This is a genomic window from Shewanella sp. Isolate8 (genome assembly GCF_022398495.1).
Taxonomy (GTDB): domain Bacteria; phylum Pseudomonadota; class Gammaproteobacteria; order Enterobacterales; family Shewanellaceae; genus Shewanella; species Shewanella aquimarina.
In genome coordinates this window covers 87741-110611 of record NZ_JAKEVI010000002.1, presented here as the reverse complement: position 1 = coordinate 110611, position 22871 = coordinate 87741, and the positions used below count along the sequence as shown (strand labels likewise).

Annotated in this window: 15 protein-coding genes; 9 read left to right on the top strand and 6 right to left on the bottom strand. The window is 50.4% G+C overall.

The annotated features are described in order from the left end of the window. Positions 1-49: 49 nt before the first annotated feature. From L1D43_RS09840 to L1D43_RS09830, 3 genes are all read right to left on the bottom strand, one after another. Positions 50-763: a hypothetical protein gene (locus L1D43_RS09840; protein WP_239851283.1), complete on the bottom strand. Its 714-nt coding sequence runs from the start codon at positions 761-763 to the stop codon at positions 50-52. Positions 764-912: 149 nt separating this feature from the next. Further along, positions 913-5193: an EAL domain-containing protein gene (locus L1D43_RS09835; protein WP_239851281.1), complete on the bottom strand. Its 4281-nt coding sequence runs from the start codon at positions 5191-5193 to the stop codon at positions 913-915. Between the two features lie 517 nt (positions 5194-5710). Then, positions 5711-8500, bottom strand: a complete 2790-nt coding sequence (locus tag L1D43_RS09830; RefSeq protein WP_239851279.1) for an insulinase family protein — start codon at positions 8498-8500, stop codon at positions 5711-5713. A 211-nt stretch (positions 8501-8711) separates the two neighbouring features. Here L1D43_RS09830 and sixA point away from each other — a divergent pair, with 211 nt between their 5' ends. Further along, complete coding sequence (sixA, locus tag L1D43_RS09825; protein WP_041509458.1) at positions 8712-9182, top strand: phosphohistidine phosphatase SixA; 471 nt, start codon at positions 8712-8714, stop codon at positions 9180-9182. Positions 9183-9350: 168 nt separating this feature from the next. Here sixA and smrB read toward each other — a convergent pair whose 3' ends face one another. Next, positions 9351-9878 (bottom strand): endonuclease SmrB, encoded by a 528-nt coding sequence (smrB, locus tag L1D43_RS09820; protein ID WP_041509459.1) that lies wholly within the window; start codon positions 9876-9878, stop codon positions 9351-9353. A gap of 79 nt (positions 9879-9957) precedes the next feature. Here smrB and prmB point away from each other — a divergent pair, with 79 nt between their 5' ends. From prmB to L1D43_RS09790, 6 genes are all read left to right on the top strand, one after another. Further along, complete coding sequence (gene prmB, locus L1D43_RS09815; RefSeq protein ID WP_239851277.1) at positions 9958-10902, top strand: 50S ribosomal protein L3 N(5)-glutamine methyltransferase; 945 nt, start codon at positions 9958-9960, stop codon at positions 10900-10902. Between the two features lie 132 nt (positions 10903-11034). Beyond that, entirely contained in the window at positions 11035-12129 is a 1095-nt protein-coding gene (aroC, locus tag L1D43_RS09810; RefSeq protein WP_239851276.1) for a chorismate synthase, read from the top strand. 235 nt (positions 12130-12364) lie between these two features. Continuing rightward, positions 12365-13540, top strand: a complete 1176-nt coding sequence (locus tag L1D43_RS09805; RefSeq protein ID WP_239851968.1) for an MFS transporter — start codon at positions 12365-12367, stop codon at positions 13538-13540. A gap of 20 nt (positions 13541-13560) precedes the next feature. After that, complete coding sequence (locus L1D43_RS09800; RefSeq protein ID WP_239851274.1) at positions 13561-14727, top strand: ATP-NAD kinase family protein; 1167 nt, start codon at positions 13561-13563, stop codon at positions 14725-14727. Between the two features lie 22 nt (positions 14728-14749). Continuing rightward, positions 14750-15031 carry a YfcL family protein gene (locus L1D43_RS09795; RefSeq protein WP_239851272.1) on the top strand — a complete coding sequence of 94 codons (282 nt, stop codon included), beginning with the start codon at positions 14750-14752 and terminating at the stop codon, positions 15029-15031. Positions 15032-15033: 2 nt separating this feature from the next. Further along, positions 15034-15558 (top strand): RNA methyltransferase, encoded by a 525-nt coding sequence (locus L1D43_RS09790; RefSeq protein ID WP_239851270.1) that lies wholly within the window; start codon positions 15034-15036, stop codon positions 15556-15558. Between the two features lie 129 nt (positions 15559-15687). Here L1D43_RS09790 and mnmC read toward each other — a convergent pair whose 3' ends face one another. Beyond that, positions 15688-17721: an FAD-dependent 5-carboxymethylaminomethyl-2-thiouridine(34) oxidoreductase MnmC gene (gene mnmC, locus L1D43_RS09785; RefSeq protein ID WP_239851268.1), complete on the bottom strand. Its 2034-nt coding sequence runs from the start codon at positions 17719-17721 to the stop codon at positions 15688-15690. Between the two features lie 175 nt (positions 17722-17896). Here mnmC and fabB point away from each other — a divergent pair, with 175 nt between their 5' ends. Continuing rightward, complete coding sequence (fabB, locus tag L1D43_RS09780) at positions 17897-19108, top strand: beta-ketoacyl-ACP synthase I (protein WP_011866207.1); 1212 nt, start codon at positions 17897-17899, stop codon at positions 19106-19108. Between the two features lie 187 nt (positions 19109-19295). Here fabB and L1D43_RS09775 read toward each other — a convergent pair whose 3' ends face one another. Beyond that, on the bottom strand, positions 19296-20033 hold the full coding sequence (locus L1D43_RS09775) for a YciK family oxidoreductase (protein ID WP_239851266.1): 738 nt from the start codon (positions 20031-20033) through the stop codon (positions 19296-19298). A 260-nt stretch (positions 20034-20293) separates the two neighbouring features. Between L1D43_RS09775 and L1D43_RS09770 the strand changes: the two genes are divergently transcribed. Continuing rightward, on the top strand, positions 20294-22780 hold the full coding sequence (locus L1D43_RS09770; RefSeq protein ID WP_239851264.1) for a VolA/Pla-1 family phospholipase: 2487 nt from the start codon (positions 20294-20296) through the stop codon (positions 22778-22780). Positions 22781-22871: the final 91 nt, after the last annotated feature.

The window sequence follows — 22871 nt, the reverse complement described above, 5'->3', positions numbered from 1 at the left end:
GTCCTAGAGCTTTTTTCAATGAATCTAACATAATCATTCTCCTTAAGACTTAAGCAACGGCTGAGTTGATGAATTTGACGTGTGGGTAGCCAGCGACTTCGAGAGGCTTAAACTTGACGTGTGGGTAGCCAGCGACTTCGACAGGCTTAAACTTGACGTGTGGGTAGCCAGCGACTTCGAGAGGCTTGAACTTAACGTGTGGGTAGCCAGCGACTTCGACAGGCTTGAACTTAACGTGCGGGTAGCCAGCGACTTCGACAGGCTTGAACTTAACGTGCGGGTAGCCAGCGACTTCGACAGGCTTGAACTTAACGTGCGGGTAGCCAGCGACTTCCATAGGCTTGAACTTAACGTGCGGGTAGCCAGCAACTTCGAGAGGCTTGAACTTAACGTGTGGGTAGCCAGCAACTTCGAGAGGCTTGAACTTGACGTGCGGATAACCAGCAACTTCGACAGGCTTGAACTTGACGTGTGGGTAGCCAGCAACTTCAAGAGGCTTGAACTTGACGTGTGGGTAGCCAGCAACTTCAAGAGGCTTGAACTTGACGTGTGGGTAGCCAGCAACTTCGAGAGGTTTGAACTTGACGTGTGGATAACCAGCGACTTCGAGAGGCTTGAACTTAACGTGTGGGTAGCCAGTTACTGTTAGTTGCTCAGTCTTCTGCCCCTTGATGTCAGACGTATTTGATACTTCTTCGGTATTAATATTTGCAGTTGATAAGCTTGTTGCTAAAGCGATGGCAGTAACTAGTCCGTTAATCATTGTCTTAATCTCTCAGGGTTATTGAAGTTATAGTGCCAACTATTCGTTGACGTCTGAGAGATGTATTGCAGGTGTTATGCCAATTTTTATTTTTAGCTTAATTTTAGTTAAGTATTCTTTTCTTCAGTCAGTCATGTGCTCATTAAATATTAGGCTTTCTTATGTTGAGAGACTGGTGTATAGCTAAAGCTTTCTTGTTTTAGCAGTTCGGTAAAGCTAGTCTCATTGACGGCTTTGCTGTATATAAAGCCTTGTATTTCCTCACATTTTAGTGCTTTTAATATGCTGAGCTGAGAAGCCTCTTCGACGCCTTCACCGACCACCGAGAGCCCCATGTTATGGGCGATAGTGATGATAGAGTCGACCATTTTTAGATCTCTGTCAGATTTATCTATGTCGTCAACAAAAGCCTTATCGATTTTCAGGGTGTCAATTGGGAAGCGCTTTAAATATGACAGTGACGAATATCCGGTGCCGAAGTCGTCTAACGCAAGGCTGACGCCCATTTTAGAGAGTTGCATCATCACCTTTATAGCCTTTTCTGGCTGTTTTATGACGGTTCCTTCGGTAATTTCTAGCTCAAGGTTGGCTGCAGGCAGCTGAGTGAGACGTAAAATTGACTCTATCCGCTGCTGGAGGTCTGGAAGAGCGAATTGTTGCGATGATAAATTGACGGCGACTCGGCCGTTGAACAAATTTTGACGGCGCCAATTTTGCGCCGCAAAGCAGGCTTTACGTAGTACGACCTCGCCAATCTCAACGATGAGCCCATTCTCTTCTGCCAGCGGGATAAAGTCGCCCGGCGGAATAAGACCGTGTTCTGGGTGATTGAGCCTTACCAGAGCCTCCATACCAGCCATCTTGCTGCTTCTAAGATCTATCTTAGGTTGGTAGTAGACTTCGAAGAGATCATCCCTTAAACCTTCGCGGATGAGGTTTTCGACTTCCAGCTGGCGAATGGCATTGCGATTGAGCGATTCAGAATAGAACTGATAACGATTGCCGCCGGCAGATTTGGCGTGATACATGGCAATGTCAGCCTTACGCAGAAGCGCCTGCTCGTTCTGATCATCTTCCGGGTAGAGCACAATGCCGATACTCACTCCCACAACGACTCTGTCTTTGGTGAGTTCGAACGGGCTGGAGAAGGCATCGACCACATGATTAGCAATTACGGCGCTTGAGCCGATATCCGGGTTGTTATCGACCAGTATGGCAAACTCATCGCCCCCTAAACGATAGATACTCGTATGATAAGGTACGGTGGATTCGATGCGTCTGGCCACTTTGATCAGCAGTTCATCGCCTACCTGGTGACCAAGGGAGTCGTTAATCTTCTTGAAGTTATCTAAGTCCAGCACCATAAGGGTATGATGGGTATCCTTCTTCACCAGGTTACCCAGGGTAACCATGAGGCTTGAACGGTTTGGTAGGCTGGTGAGGAGATCGTTGTTGGTGAGTTTACGTAGCTCCTCTTCCTGTTGTTTACGACGAGAAATATCAGAGAATACGCCAACATAGTGGGAGAGGACCCCCTGTTCATCGTAAATTGCATCGACCGTTAGCTCCATCAGGAAGCTGCTACCATCGCCCTTGGCGGATTCGACTTCGTTACTCCAGCTGCCTTGCTGTTGCAAAATATGACGAATTTGTTCGGAGTAGCTTTCGGGATAAAGGTCAAACTTAAACAGCTCGCCGATAAAGTCATTGCGGCTCTTCTCACACAGATCACAGCAGGCCTCGTTGACTTCAACGAATGTAAACTTGTTGTCCAAGATAAACATGCCTTCGGAGATATTCTCGATAGCTCGCTCGAACAGTCTCAGTTGTTCCTCTGCTTGCTTGAAGTTGCTGATGTTTTTGATTGTACCTGTCATACGTAGGGCTTTATCTTCCTCATCGCGTTCAACGATTTTTGCCCTGTCCAATATCCAGATCCATTGGTCATCTTTGCCTTTGACGCGATAGGCCGCCTCGAAGTGGTCGGTTTCGCCATAGAAGTGCTTATTCAGCGCCGTATTCACTCGTTCTTGGTCCATGGGGTGAATGTTGCTTTCTTCACCATCCTCACCCGAACGTTGGCCATCCCTTGGAAACTCAAGAGAGCCCCAGATATTAGAGCGATAAATCTGTCCGGTTTCGATATCCCAGTCCCACATCTCATCACCGCTTCCCCACAGAGAAAGCTTCAGTCGTTCTTCTGACTTAGCGATCTGGCGTTGCACCTCTCTTCTTCTGAGCGCTGCCTTGACTAAGGCGCCAGAGATCAACAGAGTAATGAGCAGGTAGACGAGCTTAGCTTGAATCGATAACCACCAGGGAGGGGTGATTTCGATCGAAAGGCCTTGGGTAACTCCTAACTTCTTCGTTAAAGGGTCAATGGTATGTACCTTGAAGTAATATTCGCCAGGAGATAAGTTAGTATAGGTTGCGGAGTTAATGCCTTTGGAGTTTATCCAAGCATCGGAAAGCCCTTCCATCTGATAGGCATATTCCAAAGTCTTATCGATATTTCCAGGTGTGCTAAATTTCAAAGTAAATGGATAATCTGAATACTTTAAGCTTATTTTTTCCGTTTTAGGAAGTTGTTTTTTTAATATGCTACCATTTACTTTTTCTGGAACATTGAAAACCAATAACGTATCTATAATTACTTTGGGAGGTATTCTTTTGGTTAGGAAGTCAGAAATTTTGTTTGCATCTAAAACACTTAATCCATTTATGCCGCCTATGTAAATCGTTTCATCTATGCTGGATATTGCCTGTGAGTTATACTCGTCTTGGCTACCATATGATGAAGGGAATGAATACATATAATGATCGTCGGTTATTAAGAATATTTCAGCGTTTGATGAAGCAATTATATTTTTGCCTACTTTTTCAATGGCGTAAATAGGTTTGCTGCTTTTAAATAATTCGGTTGTATGTTTTTTTAATATTTCAAATTTTGAAAGTGAATTCCTGGTTGTGAAATATACTGTATTCTCGTCTATGAAAATGCTACTAACTAGATCTGCAGCAACGACTTTAGAGACCAAACCAGATTTTAATGAAAATAATCCGCTTTGAGTGGCTACCCAAGCAGTATTATTTTTTATTTTTATATCGTAAATTGGATTGCCACTATCGACGGTAATCGGTGTCATTGTTTCATCATCTAGACTATAGAAAAACACTTTGCCATCGAATGAGCCTGTGATAATCCTATTGTTATTTTTATCGCTCCTTACAATTAAAAATCTATTATTACTCAGTGTTTTATGTTCGCTGGTCAAGGTGTCTATCGACTGGAGCCCGGCGGTAGAAGCAATGTATATCTTATTGTTCTTTATTATCGCAGATTTTGGGCCTTCTATTTTTGAATCATAACTATTTATTAAATTAAGATTTTTATCAAAAATTTCGATCAAAGGAGAGTCAGATGCAATAATTACATTTTCTTTGTTATAGCTATCAATTGACCATATATTTCTATCTGGAATATAGTTCTTTAAAAGATTTCTGTCATGTTTTACTATAGTTATTCCATCGTTTAATGAAGCAATGTAAATGCCATTTTTACTGGAATAAATTAGCGGTGGATTGGTTGTCTTAGAATCTGTGTTTAATGTCCCTATTACTTCTAGGTTAAAATTGTCATCAACAGTTGTAATTATATTGTTAGTCAATATTATTGGGGGTGAGGTATTCTCTGAGATGCTAGTTATTTGGCTTGGGAATATTAATGTTTCTCTTGTTTCGATATCAACCAGGCTGTCTTTCTGTAGTGTGAAAGCTTTGCCATTAAACAAGGTGAGTCCTATCGAATTCTGCGTAATTAATCTTATATTTCCTTGGTTGTACTCATAAATACTACCGTCATAATTTCTAAGGTATATTTTGTTGTTGAGTACAATGGTCTTCTTTATTCCACCAAAATTATGGCTGGCGATTAATTTAACTGAATCCTCAGGTTTTCTTAGTTCGAATAAGTCGTTTTCGGTACCAATGATTATTGAGCTTCCGTCTTCATTTATAGACCAGATGGCTTGGTTTTTTATTAGTTCATGGTTTATTTTTTCGAAATTATCTAAATTATCATTATAAATAACTAGGCCTTTATCTGTACCAACAAGTAACCTATTACTATCATCTATATACAAGCTTCTAATGAATGAGCTTGGTAAAGAGCTATTATCACCTTCGGCAAAATAGTGCTTAAAATGGGTACCATCGAATCGATTAAGTCCATTTAGGGTACCAATCCAAATATATCCCTGTTGATCTTCAACGATTGAAGTGACGGTACTTTGGGATAAACCTTCGGGAACATTGTAGTGATCGACTTTTAAGATCGGCGCATTGCTTGGGGTGTCACTGGCGGAGGCATAGCCGGAGACAGTCAGGGCCATTAGCAGTGAGAGTAGCAATCTTGAGAGGATTTTAGGCATAATTATTAGTTTGATTATCAGCCAATAATGCATAGGCAACAGTTATTTAACCTAATTTATTCAGAAATAGGGGGATTTGTCAAAGGAACACTGAATTTTCTTGTTTGCAAATTACTTTCATTTTCATTGTCTTTTAGGGCTTTGTTCTATGAGAAGTTCTGTTTGATTTGGCTTTGTCTGCTGTTTACGCTCATATCAGGCGTTTGTCCTATCTCGAATATTTTAGCGAATCAAGCGATAAAGGGACTAAGAATCATTCCCCTAGTGCAGCAGGCGAGCGAGAGCTAAGGCGATCTATTGCTAAGAGGATTGAGCTAGATAAGGGTTTAAGCGTTGACCAAAGAGCTGTTTGGTCAGACAGCTAACAGCTAACACTTAGAAGAGATTGCCTAACAGCTGCATCTAAGAGATATCGCTCAAAGGCAGCCTCTAAAAGATATTGCTTAAGAGGCTTTCTCTAGAACATATCGCTCAGAGATAAGGCCTCGGCGATATAGCTTAAGGGAAGGGGGGCTGGCTAGTAGCTAAACTTGGCTGCCCGTTGTTTAAAGCTTCTCAGATCTGTGATCATATTGTCTGATGTGAGCTGTTCCTGATTCCTGTGTTGTTCTCCAGTGGTAAAGAGGATCAGGCGGTCACCGTGTTTAGTGCGCATCTTCTGCATCATAAATTTAATCAGGTCAGAGCGGGTAAGTTCGCCAATTTTTTCGGCCACCAGTTCTCGCTGGTTAAAGTCGTAGTCTTTATTCCCTATGCTCGACCAGTATCTTTGTCCCCGCGTCTTGAGGTTAGGGTCATGTTCCATAATCTGGTTGACCAAACCTTGCTTGGTGAGCTCCCACTGATCATTGGTGATCTGCATGACGGCATAATTAAAGTCTGCGATAAACTCGTCGATGGCCTCCAGTAGCTTTAGAGGCCCTGCTGTGGGGGATTGCACATAGAAGATCATGCCTGGGTAACGATTGAGTGGCAGATATCCCGTGCCCACCATGTAACCCAGCTGACGCTTAGTTCTTAGCTCGTGGAAGAAGGTCGAAGACATGGTGTGGTTTAACAGGCTGAATAGGGCCATCTTGAGTGGTGTCGCCTCAGCAGACTGATAGTAGACTATGATGCTGCTGTCTTGATGATTGACGCTAACCTCGCGCATCAGGGTGCCGACATTTTCAAGCTTTATCAGCTCACGTTCCGATTCGCCGCTGGGAGAGGAAACCAGAGAGAGAATATGGTCGAGTCGCTTACCTAAGGCCTGCGCTTCCTCGGTCAGCCAATCGCCATAGACCAGCCCCTCGAGGTGGATCTTCTCATAGAAGGCTCGTACGTGGTTGTGAAGATCGTCTAGGGTGATATCTTCAAGCTCCTCGGCCATGCGTTGAGGCTCGAAACTACGTTTCTGCAGCGTCACCGTCAGGCTGGTGAATAGCTGTGAGATAGGTTTTGCCCGGCTCTGATTAAACCAGTTACGCAAGATCTGCTTCTTAATCTGCTTAAATCTGTCCTGGGTAAAGTTACGTTCTCTGGCTTTATTAATCAGCAGCGACAGCAGCGCCTCTTGCTTACCTGTCAATCCCGTTAGGTGAAGGGTGATGCCCCCTTGATGAGGGTAGATGTTATAGCTGAGTCCGGCGACCTCGGCCGGATAGGTAAATTCGGTCAGGTAGTCGAGTAGCATCTCCACATAGAGACGGGTGAGTGCCGCATGTTTGGGGGTGGCGGCCGCCTGATGTGAATCGAGCGACAGGTACATATGTCCCTTGGGAACATTAAATTCATCATCTTTCTTATGCCAGATGCGATAGCCGGTTTCCTGGCAGACAACGACAGGTACCGGGTGGTCACTCTTAACATCTCTGGCTATCGAATCCTCTATAATAAAGGGGTTGGGGTCCGGTAGTTTTAGTGCCTCTCTGACATCAGGGTCACGCCACGGATGAAGCCGTTGTTTATCTATGGGCTTCATCTGATAGGGGGAGTGGTACCAGGCGGCCTGCTTTTCTGTGTCTAAGTCGGGCGAGATCAGCTGGATACGTAGATTGTCCGGACTCATTAGATCCAGTAATTCGGTGACTTGAGTGACGTCCAAACCATCCATGCGATAATCGCCATAGATGAGATCGGCTACCTCATAGTGGTGCATGTTGATGCTGAGGTGACTGGCCAGATCCAGCGGTTTGATCTGTTCCTGATATTTAAAGGCAAGCTTTAGCAGATTGGCGCGCTCTTGATATCGCCAGGCCTGCATGCCCTGGGTTTTAATCAGTTTAAGGTATTCGAAGCTCGCCTGAATCACATCATCGAGTTGTAGCAGGCCTTTCTCGGTCAGCTGAATACTGATGTTATAGTCTTTAAAGTTATAACCATTGACGCCACCACCGGCCGAGAGATTGATGGCCAGCCCTTGTTCCTTGAGGTGACTCAGCAGGCTTCCCTTACCCTCATAACCGAATAGATGACTGATAAAGGTCAGCGGCTTGCGCTTATAGAAGCGGTCGATGGCGGGCAGGGGAAAGGTGATCGCCACGCGGCGCTGCTCTTTTAGCGGCACTATGTTGATCTGCTGGCCAAGCTGAGCTGCTTCATAGATGGCCACATTTGGGTATTGCTTTGCCAGCTTGCGGTTTTCAATCGGCGCAAAATAGTTCTCGGCCAGTGCCAAGAGTTCATTTAGTGGCAAGGGCGCGACTAGACACAGAGTCATCAGGTTGGCACTGTAATGAGTTTGATAGAAATCCAGCAGCTCTTGCCTAAGGGTTTTCTCATCGCCGTCTAAGGTCTTGAGATTGCCAACCGAAAACTTTGAAAAGGGATGCGCCGGGTTTACGGTTTCCTTCTGGACCTGGTAGGTGCGGCGAATATCATCTTTGAGCTTGAGGCTAAATTCTGACTCTATTGCGTGGCGCTCTCTGTCGACCAGTTCCAGATCGAAGCTGGGCGCGATAAAAAACTGGCTAAATCTATCCAGAGACTCTTCAAACACTTCGGCGTCGATGGCAAAGAAGAAGTTAGTCTGCTCTGTGCCTGTCCAGGCGTTGTTGCTGCCGCCATGCTGATTGATGAAGGCATGATATTCGCCAGATTTAGGGTATTTCTCTGTGCCCAGAAACAGCATATGCTCGAGGAAATGTGCCATACCGGGACGTGAGGCGGGATCGTCAAAATGGCCAACGTTAACCGCCATAGACGCGGCGGCCTGCTGGGCCTGGAGATCTTCCACTAGCAATACACGTAGCCCATTGTCCAGCTGCAGATATTGATACTGGCGATGATCGTTGGGGCTTTTAGTGATCGGCATAGATGTTTGCAATTGCTGGCTCCATCCTTATGCTGGACAAACGTATGATATTCATCGGAGTTTAGGCGACTAAAGCGGTAAGCCTACATATTGAGCCTCAAAAAAGACTTTGGCAAATATCTTATCCATTATTCGACTAATTAATAACAGGGTTAAGGTTTGTTGCGTCGAACTTTAACGCTACAATTCATAGTAGAACAAGAATAATCATAGCGAGAGTAGTATGAAGCTATATTTGATGCGACATGGTGAGGCGGGTTATCACGCCCACTCAGATCGAGAACGTGTACTGACAGAAATCGGCCGTTATCAGACTGAATTGATGAGTAATTGGCTGGCCCGTGATGTGACCGAGTTCGATCTTGTGTTGGTGAGTCCCTATCTGCGTGCGCAGCAAACATGGCAGGAAGTGAGTAAGCACTTCCCCGAACCGAGAAAGTGGCTGGTATTAGATGAGCTGACCCCTTCGGCCGAGCCGACCCTGGCCGCCGATCTGACCCTGGCCTATGCCGAACAGTATAAGGCGGATAATGTGTTAGTGATTGCCCACATGCCGCTGCTGGGCTATATGGTGAGCGAGTTGGTGCCTGGCATAGAGCCGCCGCTGTTTGCGACTTCAGGTGTGACCCTTATCGACCGTCACGGTGAGCGTGGCTCCCTGAGCTGGCAGCACACCCCTCATACGGTGAGCTAAATCAAATAAATGGTTAGAATAAAAGTTAACCATAGAAAAAGGACGCCTCGGCGTCCTTTTTGATATCTATTTGCGCCCAAAGATGAGAGCTAATTTCGACTTCTAGGCCGGTCGCAAAACTTGTCAATCCTGATGGGGGCTCCCTAATACTCTCAGTCGAAAAAGGGATTACTCCCAGCTAGGGAACTCACCCACCTCGACTAAGACCAAAAGCGCCGCATCGCCGCCCCATTCCTTGGGCGCCTTGTGGAAGGCCTTAACCTGTGGATGCTGTGCCAGCCACATGGGAATATTCTGCTTTAATATCCCAGTGCCATGTCCGTGCATGACGCAGCAGCATTGGCTGTGCTGCTTAACACAAGCCTGAATCAGGGCGGCAAGTTCCAGTTTGGCCTCGGTTTGGCGCATGCCGTGGAGATCCAGCAGCAGATCCGGCTGATAGTCGCCGCGCCTGAGCCGCTTAAGTTCGTGACTGTCCACATCCTCTCTGGCCCAGCGCATGGCGCCTTCTAGTGGCAGCAGGGGCTGATAGGTATCTGAAAAATAGCTGTCGGCGTGCAGCTGAGTGGTCGCGACTTCCAGCTCACGCTTAGGTTTTTGTGGCGCGGAGAAATGACGCTTATCCTGTTTAAGCGGCTTTATCCCTTTGGTTAACGCCGAAAAAAGCGCCAATTCATCATCATTTTCTTTATTCATTACGCTATTTTATTGAATCCGATGCCATATGAATAGAGTTCAGTTACAATGAGGCGGAACTATCTAGCGGGAGCCAGTTTTGGACAAGATTTTTGTTGATGAAGCCGTGACGGAATTACGTACAATCGGCGATATGTTACGTTGGGCGGTGAGCCGCTTCAACGATGCCAATATCTACTATGGTCATGGTACCGATAACGCTTGGGATGAAGCCATCGCTCTCGTATTCCATGCGCTGCATCTGCCAGAAGAGATTGGCCAGCAGGTGATCCATAGCAATCTGACCAGTAGCGAAAAGCATAAGATTGTCGAACTCATCATTCGCCGGGTACGTGAGCGTCTGCCCGTGCCTTATTTGACCAACCGCGCCTTCTTTGCCGGCCTCGAGTTTTATGTGGATGAAAGGGTGTTGGTGCCGCGCTCGCCCATTGCCGAGATGATCGCAAACCGTTTCAGCCCTTGGCTCTATAACAAGCCGGTAGACCGTATCTTAGATCTCTGTACCGGTAGCGCTTGCATTGCCATCGCCTGTGCCTATGAGTTTGAAGATGCAGAGGTCGACGCTATCGATATCAGCAGTGACGCGCTGGAAGTGGCGCAGATCAACGTTGAATCCTTAGGGGTGATGGACAGGGTTTTCCCTATCGAGTCTAATTTGTTTGCTGCCGTCCCTAAGGGGCCGCAGTACGATCTTATCGTCTCCAATCCGCCTTATGTAGACGCCGAAGATATTGGTGACATGCCTGATGAATATCACCATGAGCCAGAGCTTGGGTTAGCTTCGGGGCGCGATGGCCTGGATTTGACGAAACGCATCCTTGCCAATGCGGCCGACTATTTGACTCAAGATGGTCTGCTAGTGGTCGAGGTGGGCAACTCTATGGTTCACCTTATGGAGCAATTCCCTGAGGTGCCATTTACCTGGGTTAACTTCGAACATGGTGGCGACGGCGTGTTTGTGCTCACTCGTGATCAGTTAGTTGAAAATGAATCACTTTTCGCCATCTACAAAGATAGTGAATAATGTATGGTCGGCTAAAGTCTGATTGGTGAATGGTTTATCGGCTTAGCATGACTAAGCCGATTTAGGAATATAGCCACTGGCGGCTTTGGGTTATGCTGGGGTCAAATAATTAAGTAGAGGTGAAGTAAGCGAATGTCGGGTAACAGTATCGGTCAAAATTTTGTGGTGACGACGTTTGGTGAGAGCCATGGTAAGGCCCTGGGATGCATTATCGATGGTTGTCCTCCGGGTCTGGCGATTGATGAAGCCGATATGCAACACGATCTCGACAGGCGCCGTCCGGGCACCTCGCGTTATACCACGGCCAGACGCGAGCCGGATCAGGTGAAGATACTCTCAGGCGTATTTGAGGGTCAGACCACAGGGACTTCCATCGGCTTGGTGATCGAAAATACCGATCAGCGTAGCCAGGATTACTCCAACATCAAAGATCAGTTCCGCCCGGGTCACGCCGACTATACCTACCAGCAAAAATATGGCCTGCGAGACTATCGCGGTGGCGGTCGTTCTTCTGCGCGGGAAACCGCTATGCGCGTAGCGGCCGGCGCTGTGGCGAAGAAATACCTTAAGCAGGTGCATAGTATAGAGATTAAAGGTTATCTGTCTCAGCTCGGCCCTATTTGCGCCGAGACCCTGGATTTCGACCAGGTAGAGCAAAATGCCTTCTTCTTCCCCGATGCTAGCAAGCTCGAGCAGCTCGACGAGTATATGCGCGAGCTGAAAAAGAGTGGTGATTCTATCGGTGCCAAGGTGTCTGTAGTGGCGACCAATGTGCCTGTGGGACTGGGCGAGCCCGTATTCGATCGTCTCGACGCCGATATTGCCCATGCCCTGATGGGGATCAACGCCGTTAAGGGGGTTGAGATTGGTGACGGTTTCGCCGTAGTCAATCAGAAGGGATCTGAGCACAGGGATCTCATGTCGCCAGAGGGCTTTGCCTCTAACCATGCCGGTGGCATTCTCGGCGGGATCTCATCGGGTCAGCCAATTGTCGCGCATATCGCCATGAAGCCGACTTCCAGCATTAGCGTGCCGGGAGAGAGCATGACGGTGCAGGGTGAGCGCTCAGAGGTGGTCACTAAGGGACGCCACGACCCCTGCGTAGGCATCCGCGCCGTGCCGATTGCCGAGGCCATGCTGGCCATCGTCTTGATGGATCACCTTCTCAGACACAGGGCACAAAACATGAATGTTGAGAGCATCACCCCTGTGATAGGGATGAAGTAAGGCGCAATCTAAAGCGAGTAAGAGGGCACAGTAATGTGCCTTCTTTTATGGGGCCCACAATAACATGGGGTCGAGCCAGTATAAATAAGCTTCGGCCAGTAGCAGAAGCCACTCACAATAAGTTAAAAATAAGTACTCATTAAAATAAATCGCTCCCAACAATATGAGAGCGGATAATAACCCTGCTAGGAATAGCCCTACATAAATGTCGTCCAACATTAAGTTTCCTTCCAGCATGACACCCAACAGCGGGTCGTCAGCATCACAGCAGCAACTACATTGGATCAGCGCCTGTTACTTTTTCTTCTTCGCGATCCTTGGCGTGCTGGTGCCTTACCTTGGAGTCTTCTTCGAGCACAGAGGGTTCGATGCTCAGCAGATAGGTTTCCTGCTCGCCATCTTGATGGCGACCCGCATCATAGCGCCCAATATCTGGGCCATGGTGGCCGATAGAACAGGCATGCGCGGTCAGCTGGTTAAGATGGGGGCCGCCTGTTCGGCGGTGACCTTCATGACCTTCTTCTATCACGGCGGATTTCTCTACTTAGCGATTAGTCTCAGCATCTATACCTTTTTCTGGAATGCGATTTTGGCCCAGCTCGAGGTGATCACCCTCGAGACCCTTGGGGAGAACACGGGGGGGTATGGCAAGATCCGCAGTTTTGGTAGCCTAGGCTACCTTGTCTTCGTGGTGAGCGTGGGCTTCGCCATCAGCCAGTTCGGCACAGAGATCTTACCCTTTGTGGGCCTCGCCTTGTTCCTGGGCTTGCTGGGCTGCGCCTTATCTCTGCCAAGCACCCGGGTAAAAGTCGATAACAGCCAGGTGGTTACGCCGCTCAAGTTAGATGCTGGCATCATCTGGTTTTTGCTGTCGGCTATGTTACTGCAGATGAGCGCCGGGCCATTTTATGGTTTCTTTGTGCTCTATCTAAAACAGGTAGGCTACAGCGAGTCCAGTGCCGGCATCTATGTCGCCCTTGGGGTGCTGGCCGAGATAGTGATGTTCATGTTTGCGCCAAGGCTGCTCGGGCGCTACGGGGTCAGCGCCTTGCTGGTGGTCTCTATCGGCTTCACGGCGGTGCGCTGGCTGCTGATGGCCTTTTGTGCCAGTAGCATGATCTGGCTTGGGGTTAGTCAGTTGCTGCACGCCTTCACCTTTGGCTTAGTGCATGCGGCCTCGATTCAGTTTGTGCATCAAAGATTCGACGTGCGTCATCGCAGCAAGGGGCAGGCGCTCTATGCCAGCCTGAGTTTCGGCGTCGGTGGCGCCTTGGGTACTTGGCTGTGTGGCTTCATCTGGGGCGATGGCTCTCAGGCCTGGCTCAGTTGGTTGGTGGCCGCGGTTTGTGCATTGCTGTCTATGCTCGCGGTACTCCTAATCCCTAAGGCGCGTGAAGCGGTAAAACAATAAGAGATGATAAGGAAATATCCATGAAACAGACATTTCGCCTCGGCGTGATCATCAATCCTCTGGCAGGCCTTGGGGGCAGCGTGGCCCTCAAGGGCAGCGATGGTGTGGCGCAGGAGGCTATCGCTCGCGGCGCCGAGCCCAAGGCGCACCTGAGAATGGCCCAGGCGCTTGAGGTGATTAAACCCTATCAGCAAAAGATCACTATCGTTACCGCCTCCGGTGCCATGGGAGCCGATTTGGCCGATCAGCAGGGGTTTAAGCATCAGGTGGTCTATCAGGCGGGCGAGACGACGGCGGCCAGCGATACCCAGGCTGCCGCGGCGGCGCTGCAACAAGCGGGCGTGGATCTCTTGTTGTTTGCCGGTGGTGACGGTACGGCGCGGGACCTGTTTGAGGTCATCGATGAGGCTCAGCCCGTGCTGGGGGTGCCTGCCGGGGTGAAGATTCACTCGGGCGTCTACGGCATTACGCCCCACGCCTCGGGTATGGTGGTCAAGTTGCTGCTCGAAGGGGCTCTGGTGAGCCTGATGTCGGCCGATGTGATGGACATCGACGAGGTAGCCTTCAGGCAAGGGGTGGTGCGGGCGCGCCGATTCGGCGAGATGCAGGTGCCTGCCGAGCCACGCTACATTCAGGCCGTTAAGATGGGCGGTAAAGAGGTCGATGAGTTGGTGCTGGCGGACATTGCCGCCGAGGCGATCGAGCAGATAGACGATGGCCTTGCCATCATGGGCTCTGGTAGCACAGTCGCCGCCGTGATGGAGGAGCTTGGGCAGGATAACACCCTGCTGGGGGTGGACTTGATTGAGGAGGGCGAGCTTGTTGCCAGCGATATGAGCGCTCAGTCGCTGCTCGAGCAGACTGCCAATCGTCAGTGCAAGTTAGTGATCACCCTCATCGGCGGGCAAGGGCATATCCTGGGGCGGGGTAATCAGCAGCTGTCGCCAGCGCTGATTCGTCAGGTCGGCAAAGAAAATATTATCATCCTGGCGACAAAAACTAAGTTAAAAGCACTTGAAGGTCGGCCCTTAATTGTGGATAGTGGCGACCCAGAGTTAGACAGCGAATTATGTGGTTATTATAAAGTCGTGACCGGCTACCACGATTATGTGATGTATCAGGTGGCTAATCCTGACTTAATCAGCCCAGATTTAGTCAGCCCAGATTTAATCGGCCAGCCTGAGTAGCGAAATGATAATTGGAGACGCAATGTTAGAGCAGTATGAGCAAGCATTAGACGAGTGGATCGCCACCAAGGTTACAGGCGGTGATGACGATCAACTCTTCGCCAGCGGTTACCTGCAGGGCCATGTCGCCGTAGTCCTGTCTGAACTCGAAGTGGAAGAGTCTCAGGATTACCAGGCGCTGGATACTAAGATGCAGGCCTGTTTGGAGACGGCCAAGTCTGAGCTAGAGCCTGCCGACCTTGCGCTGGTGATCAACGCCTGGAATGAACTGCGCGAGAAGATGGCTCAGGTGGCCAGCGCCTAGTCATGGCTAACACAAGCAAGGCGATTATCGGGCTGCAAAACCCCAAGAGCCCTACCAACGTGGGCGGCGTGATGCGCGCCGCCGGCTGTTATCGTGCCGATGAGGTGCGATACACGGGCAAGCGTTATGCGCTGGCCGCACAGCACAGGGGCGAGCAGTACAACACAGACACCAAGCGGGTGAGTCAGCATATTCCGCTAAAAGGGGTCGAGTCATTGCTGGATGAGCTCGATGTCGATACTAAGGTGATCTGTGTCGACCTGGTGGAAGGCGCCACGCCGCTGCCGGCGTTTATTCATCCAGAGAAAGCCATCTATCTCTTCGGCCCAGAAGACGGCACCCTAGATCAGGCGCTTATCGATCGTGCCGATGAGGTGGTCTATGTCCCAACAGTGGGCTGTATGAATCTGGCCTCCTCGGTTAATGTGTTGCTCTATGATCGGCTGGCGAAGGGCGAACACCTCGCAGGGGATGAGCTCATTCGGGCTAGCAGAGACACCAACAACCGCGTCAAGGTAAAGTCTTAGCCTTATTTATACAATGAAAACGCCGACTCCTTGAGTCGGCGTTTTGTTATCTGGTGGCTATATCGTTAATCATGCCAAGGAGTGACCATCGTCTTTTGGTTGCTAAACGGGCGAGGTTTTAATCCTTTCTCACAGCGCCTTACCCTTGATAAGCTTTCTCATCCACATACGATTGGGGTTGAGCAGGGTTAATATATCATTCGTCGCAGGTAGCAGCTCGCCGCACAGCTGAGCGGCTAAGATCTCTGCCGCCAATGGACCCGAGGTGAGACCGCGGGAGCCGAGTCCGCCGAGAATATACAGACCATGATGCACAGGAGCAGGTGTAGCCTGCCAATATTTGGCACTCTCCTTGGTATGCTGGTGCTCGCCGTAGGCTGCCAATATCGCCTCGAAATCTGGGGCGCAGCCCATCATGGGGGCGTGATCCCTAGTCACCATGCGCACGCCTACGCGAGCGCTATGGCCTGTGATGTCCACGGCCTTCGTCCAGTCTCCGCCGTAGCTGGTGCGGATCTTATCTAGGTTCTCTACTTGTTCCACCGCGCTGTAGTCGAGATTACTTGCGTCTTTCACATAGCTGGCGCCCGTACAGTGCAGCCTGTCGTGGGCGGGCGTGAGATAGCCGTGGGCGCAGAGTACCGTCTTAAGCTCGGCAAGTGGTGCTCTTGCCGGGATATGGCTGACCTGGCCGCGAAAACCGCTGATGGGTAAGTGTGCCGTTTGCGAAAAATCGGTCAGGTGACGGCCATTGGCCAGCACTAGGTTGGCAAAGGGGCCAAATTCTTGCCTCTGACCTTGCTGCACTGTGATCAGATACCATTGCTGATCTTCGAACCGAATAGCTGTGATCTGGCATTGGTAGTGTGTGCTCTGCTTACCGAGCTGCTCGGCTAGGCTGATGGCCGCGCGGGTAAATGCCTGGGGCGATACCCAGCCACCGAGCGGGTAGTAGATCCCCTCATGCTCTATGGTGACGCCGGCAAGCGCCGTAGCCTCTATCGCATTGACGGCCTGAGCGATAGAGTCAGCCCAGGGCTGGGTATTGATGATCTTAGCCAGGCGCTTATGGCTGCGTTCATCATGACCTGTCTGTAACACACCGCAAAAGTCATGGGGGATCTCGTGGCCGGCATCGACCAAGTGAGCGATGCGCTGGCGGCTAAAGAGATAGCCTTGCAAGAAGTAGTGGCTCAGGCTGCCGTGCTCGGGCGTGAGCAGTGGATAGATGGCGCCCTGTTTGTTGCCCGAGGCTTGCTCGCCGGGCGCCTTATCCATACAGAAGAGACTAACCGACTTGCCGCGCTCGGCCAGAGAGAGTGCTAAATTCGCGCTAGCCACCCCGCCACCTATGATGGCGGTTTCTCCTGCATATCCTTGATGCAGGGGATTGAAGGCAAGCCCATCATTTTGTTGACGCCTCAGGGCGCGACGCTCCTGCATTGCGATATCCATTGATGCTTTGCTCGGCTTATCTGCCAGAGTCATCAAGCGGTCATCTTTGGCAGATAGGTTAAGGCGATAGCAGGTAAATCCCGCCGTGGTGACTCGCTCGGTCAGCTCGTTTGCGGTAGCTGCGGCCGGTTTAGGATTTGAGTCTGTGCCCAACGATGCGTTATCCGCGCTAATATTACCGGGGTGAGCAAGTCGCACATCCGAGCGTTTTTCATCGGAAAGTTTTGCAGCGGCTAGCAGTATATTGGCGTTATCCTGGCTGAGGCGCGCCATCTGCCAGATGATTGCTTCATCCAGGAGATCTTGGTCGACCAGCCAGCTATGGATGGCTTGACTTGGCTCGCTCGGAGCGATCAAGGCCTTGAGCTGCGAGAGCGGCTCGCCCAGGTGAATGTCTATAATGAGCTGGGTGCTTGCTAGTTTTATCCTGTGGCAACCGGACACTTGGGCCTCGGCAATCGCCTTAATTTGCTCTCTGGCTGATGAGGTGAAGGCGTCACAGTTGGTAAGTGCGAGCAGCCATGGCGCCTGATGCTGGGCAAACAGGTGAAGATGAAGAGGCTGCCTAGCATGGGCTTGTTTTAATCGATCTGCTAGCAGTGCCACGGGCCAGTTGGCGTCACATCTTGGGAGTAGGGCGATAATGTGGGGAGTGTTTTGACCCGTTATCGCCGATAAATGGCTGAAAATTTCTTCGAATGTAGGCATTTTGTCACTATTTTGTGCGTTATTCGGGTGTTCGGTAGCCAATGAATTTACTCTCAAGGGGATATTAGGCATTATTTTACCTGCCTTTATGGAAAGCTGACCACTTAAATGCAGTAAAAGCGATACTATTGGCGCAGCTAAATTGGTACTAGACGTACGGAATGGATAGTAAATAATGAAAAGAGTCGTGATCACCGGCCTTGGCATAGTGTCAAGTATCGGTAACAACAAGCAAGAAGTCACCGAGTCACTCAAAGCGGGTCGCAGTGGTATTACCCACTCAGATCAGTTTGAAGAAATGAAGCTTCGTAGCCATGTTTGGGGCGACATTAAGTTAGACCCTAAAGAACATATCGACCGTAAAGCATTACGTTTTATGGGTGATGCAGCCGCATACGCTTATATTGCCATGGAGCAAGCGATAGCCGATGCTGGCCTCACCGAAGAACAATATTCAAATCACCGCGTCGGTATCATCGCCGGTACTGGCGGTGCGTCATCGGCTAACCAGGTTCAGGCGGCCGATACCCTGCGTGAAAAAGGTGTGAAGCGTGTAGGCCCTTATATCGTGCCACGCATCATGTCGAGCACGGCCAGTGCCTGTTTGGCCACGCCGTTTAAGATCAAGGGCATGAACTACTCAATCAGTTCGGCTTGTGCAACCAGTGCTCACTGTATCGGCCATGCTGTTGAATTGATCCAGATGGGTAAGCAAGACATGGTCTTCGCCGGTGGTGCCGAAGAGGTGGATTGGACCCTGACCATGGGCTTCGACGCCATGGGCGCACTGTCGACTAAGTATAACGACTGCCCTGAGAAGGCTTCTCGTACCTATGATGCGGACCGTGATGGTTTTGTTATCTCTGGCGGCGGCGGGATCGTGGTTGTCGAAGAGCTTGAGCATGCGCTCGCTCGCGGCGCTAAGATCTATGCCGAAGTGATCGGTTACGGTGCTTCTTCAGATGGTTACGACATGGTTGCACCATCGGGCGAAGGCGCGGTGCGTTGCATGAAGATGGCCCTCGAAGGTGTAGACACACCGATCGACTACATCAACACTCATGGTACTTCAACGCCTGTTGGCGACATGCGTGAGCTGGAAGCCTTGGCCGAAACCTTCGGTGACAACCTGCCTGCTATCGCATCGACCAAGTCTCTGACTGGTCATGCTCTGGGCGCCGCGGGTGTGCATGAGGCGATCTACAGCCTGATCATGATGGAGAACAGCTTCATCGCGCCAAGCATCAACATCGATACTCTCGACGAGAAGGCGCAAGGTATGCCTATCGTGACCGAATATCGTGATGCCGAGCTTAACACTATCATGAGCAACAGCTTTGGCTTCGGTGGCACAAACGCTACCTTGGTCATGCGCAAGTACAAGTAATTGCTAAGCTGTTTTTGACAGTTATTAGAAAAGGGAAGCAGATGCTTCCCTTTTTTGTGTCTAGCTTTAGCTGGTCATCTTACTGATAGACAGTAAAACACGCCTATAAAAGCGGGCGCGTGAGCTATGACTGAGGCTTAAACCACCGAGCTTTAAACTACCGTGCCTTAAACTGCTGAGTCTGAAACTACTGGGCGTTAAACTGCTGGCCCGTGACGCCTTTAGCGTCGTCACCCATGAGGTAGAGATAGGTCGCCATGATCTCTTCTGGCGCCTTGAGATCCTGTGGGTTCTCTGCCGGGTAGGCATTGGCGCGCATCTTAGTGCGAGTCGCACCTGGGTTGATGCTGTTGACGCGCAGGTTGCTGCCTTCATATTCGTGTGCCAGAGACTGCATCATGCCTTCGGTGGCAAATTTTGAGATGGCATACTCACCCCAGAAGGCGCGTCCCTGACGGCCAACGCTGCTGGAGGTGAACAGGATAGACGCAGAAGGGGCTTTCTTCATAACAGGCAGCAGCGCCTTGGTCATCATGATCTCGGCGACCAGGTTAACCTGTAGTACTTCCTTGACCGAATCCATCGAGATATGTTCGAATGGGCCTAACACGCCTAGCAGGCTGGCGTTGTGCAGCAGGCCGTCGAGGTGACCAAACTGCTGCTCTATGGTTTCGGCCATATCCTGGTAGTTTTGCTCTGTGGCGCCTTTGAGATCGAGTGGCACGATAGCAGGGGTAGGGTAGCCGGCCTGTTCTATCTCGTCATAGACGGCTTCCAGCTTCTTGACTGTCTTGCCAAGCAAGATAACGGTGGCACCATGTTCGGCGTAGGCCAGAGCAGCGGCGCGGCCAATACCATCTCCGGCGCCAGTGACCAGTATCGTTTTATCTTTAAGTAAATCTTTTGCTGCCTGATATTCCAACATGAGTCAATTTTTCCTGTAAGCGGAAATCCCCGCCATTTCTATGATTTATTCGAGCCTAATACGCATGTTTTAAACAAATGATTGATTAATGACCGTCAATCTGTTGTTTGTGTGTGACAAAATTGTAGCTAACTCAATAATTTTGCGTTAACTTGAGTGGCAATAAGGACGGTAAAAGTCCTATTGGTCACACAAGGAAGACTATTGTGACCAATTTTTGGGGAAAACAAAATTATTACAACAAGATTTGGGGAAAAAAGATGAAAAGACTCTTTTTGGGTGTCGCAATTGCATCCGCATTGGGAATGGCTGGTTGTAGCGAAGATAGCGTCGATCAACTCGCAGAGAAGACTGAGCCGCTAATCCCTCTTTCACATATGGTATTCGATCCTGAAAACAAGAAGGTACCATTACCCAACGATCTACTCTTTAGCGGTACCACTGACGGTACCCTGACCATGCCGGGCGAAAAAGCCGACGGCTCAAGCGATTACACCGACCCTCAGATGGCGCTGGGCGCACTGGACGGTTGGTCTACCACTTCTCCCATCTCTATCACGGTTGAACCTGCTACCGACCATGACGGCACTATGTTAACGCTGGCGGCAGCCTCTGTGGCCCAGCCTGGCGCGGTGCGCATGTTCGAAGCCACTGTAGGTGGTCCGCTATCATCGGATCCCGAGTGTCAGTCTGCACCATCTGTGTCAGCCTGTAAGATAGGCAACGAGCTTCAGTTTGGCGTAGACTTTGTCGCCAGCGCCTCGGGCAACACTATCGCTATCGTACCACTCAAGCCGCTTAAGGCGGGCCAATCTTATGTGTATGCCACCACAGACCTGATTCAAGACTCGGCTGGCCGCCCTATTGCGCCGTCGACCACCTATGCCACGCTGAAACTCGATATCGAGACCAAGCCGCTGCAGACACCCGATCAGCTGATGCTGCAAACGCTGGTGAACAGCTATGAGAAGGGCATGGTCGCCGCTCATGGCGTAGATAGCGCGACTATCAGCTATGCTGGCCTGTTTACTACCCAGGCGATCAGCGATGTCTATGAGACGACTAAGTTACTGATGCTGCAAGAGGGCACACCTTTTGCGCCGTCTATCTCAGTGCCTCAACCGCATCCGCTGGGGATCACGGTTGCCCAGGCGGCTGGTCTGACACCTGCCGATGGCGTGGCCTATGTGGTCTCTAGCCTGGCGGATGTTTATGTAGCAGAGCTGACCCTGCCTACTTATGGCGCCTGTAACTCTGTGATGTGTAATGGCATTAACGGTAACTGGCATGCGCTGGGTGACAGCCCTGTAGCCGTATTGTTAGCCCTGCAATCGGGTACCCTGAGCCAGCAAAATTACGGCGCTCAGGCCGTGGCGCACGGTATCGACCCCGCAGCGGGTCTGGCCGATCCTGCCCTGTTAGCGGGTAAGGCCTGGCTACTCGATGATGGCACGCCGGCCGATAAGGCCAAGCACCTGACTAAGTTCAACCCTATCCCTGCACCAACTGGCGCAGAGAAGGTCCCTGTGTTGATCTCTATGCCAAACGCCGAGCGTCTGGCGCAGTTCTACGCCTCACAAGGCTTACCATTTACGCCGCCAACGGGCGGTTGGACGACCACCATCGCCATGCATGGCCTGGGCGGTGGTAAAGAGATGTCACTGGCCTATGCCGGTAGTTATGCTGCTATGGGCGTTGCCACTATCGCCATCGATATGCCGCTGCACGGCGCTCGCTCATTCGATGCCAACGGTGATGGCATCTATGAGGTATCGGCTTCAGATCCAGCATTTGGCGCTGTAATAGGTAACCCAGATGCGTTTAAGAATGGTAACCCCTTGGTGTTTGTTAACATAGCGAGCACTCTGGCGGTACGTGATAACTTCAGACAGGCAACGGTTGACCATCTAGCGCTTCGCGCCGCCCTCACAGGGCTTGCCGGTGGCCTTGCCGCCGCGCAGATGCCGCAGATGTTCGATATCACCAAGATCAGCGCACAGGGCCTGAGCCTTGGCGCCATCGTCGGCACCGACTTTGCTACCTATGCTAACTCTGGCCTGAGCCATCCGGCTAACGGTGCGGACCTTAGCTATGTGCATAAACTCAATGCGGTTTCTCTGGTTGCGCCAACTGGCGGCTTGTCGGGCACCTTCATCGGCTCTGCCACCTTCGGCCCACTGCTGTTTGAAAATGTAACCGCCAGCGATACCTTCAAGGCGTTGGTGGACGAGGCAAACGTTGCCGGTTATGAGCCTGGTACGCCTGAGTATGCGGCGCTGGTTCAGGCTGTGTATGCCGAGTTCATTCCAACCTTCGCCTTCGCGGTACAAACTGCGGTAGATGGTGCGGATCCTATCAACCATGCAGCTACGCTTAAATCGACTGGCCTGCCTGTACATCTGATTGAAATCGTGGGAGATGGCAGCAACTTAGGGGATCAGGTGCTACCTAATCGCGTAGACAAGTTCCCTGTGGCGGGTACCGAGCCGCTGATTGCCAACCTGGGTCTTGAGTGTATAGATACCACGACAGTTGGCTCTGGCGCCGTGCGCTTTAGCAAGGGGCATCACAGCTCGCTGATTAGCCCAAGTGAGGTTCCTGGTGTGACAGATGGTAGCGCCGCCGCAGCTACGGTTGAGATGCAGCAGCAAGTTGCCGCGTTTGCCCTGACTGCGGGTAAGGGCCAGGCAAGTGTACTGGTGCAGGATGATTCAGTGATTCAGCCTTGCGCTGTGCCAGCTAACTAAGCCTAAATCCAAAAAGGATAAAATAAAAACCCAGCCTGGCTGGGTTTTTTTATGGCTGGATTTGTTATTGCCCTCAGGGCTGATAGAATAG

Excerpts from the sequence above, each read along its gene's own strand:
- L1D43_RS09800 (WP_239851274.1), top strand. The coding sequence starts at position 13,561 with ATGAAACAGACATTTCGCCTCGGCGTGATCATCAATCCTCTGGCAGGC.
- L1D43_RS09840 (WP_239851283.1), bottom strand. The coding sequence starts at position 763 with ATGATTAACGGACTAGTTACTGCCATCGCTTTAGCAACAAGCTTATCA.
- smrB (WP_041509459.1), bottom strand. The coding sequence starts at position 9,878 with ATGAATAAAGAAAATGATGATGAATTGGCGCTTTTTTCGGCGTTAACC.
- L1D43_RS09775 (WP_239851266.1), bottom strand. The coding sequence starts at position 20,033 with ATGTTGGAATATCAGGCAGCAAAAGATTTACTTAAAGATAAAACGATA.
- L1D43_RS09805 (WP_239851968.1), top strand. The coding sequence starts at position 12,365 with ATGACACCCAACAGCGGGTCGTCAGCATCACAGCAGCAACTACATTGG.
- aroC (WP_239851276.1), top strand. The coding sequence starts at position 11,035 with ATGTCGGGTAACAGTATCGGTCAAAATTTTGTGGTGACGACGTTTGGT.
- sixA (WP_041509458.1), top strand. The coding sequence starts at position 8,712 with ATGAAGCTATATTTGATGCGACATGGTGAGGCGGGTTATCACGCCCAC.
- fabB (WP_011866207.1), top strand. The coding sequence starts at position 17,897 with ATGAAAAGAGTCGTGATCACCGGCCTTGGCATAGTGTCAAGTATCGGT.
- L1D43_RS09835 (WP_239851281.1), bottom strand. The coding sequence starts at position 5,193 with ATGCCTAAAATCCTCTCAAGATTGCTACTCTCACTGCTAATGGCCCTG.
- mnmC (WP_239851268.1), bottom strand. The coding sequence starts at position 17,721 with ATGCCTACATTCGAAGAAATTTTCAGCCATTTATCGGCGATAACGGGT.
- L1D43_RS09795 (WP_239851272.1), top strand. The coding sequence starts at position 14,750 with ATGTTAGAGCAGTATGAGCAAGCATTAGACGAGTGGATCGCCACCAAG.
- L1D43_RS09770 (WP_239851264.1), top strand. The coding sequence starts at position 20,294 with ATGAAAAGACTCTTTTTGGGTGTCGCAATTGCATCCGCATTGGGAATG.
- L1D43_RS09790 (WP_239851270.1), top strand. The coding sequence starts at position 15,034 with ATGGCTAACACAAGCAAGGCGATTATCGGGCTGCAAAACCCCAAGAGC.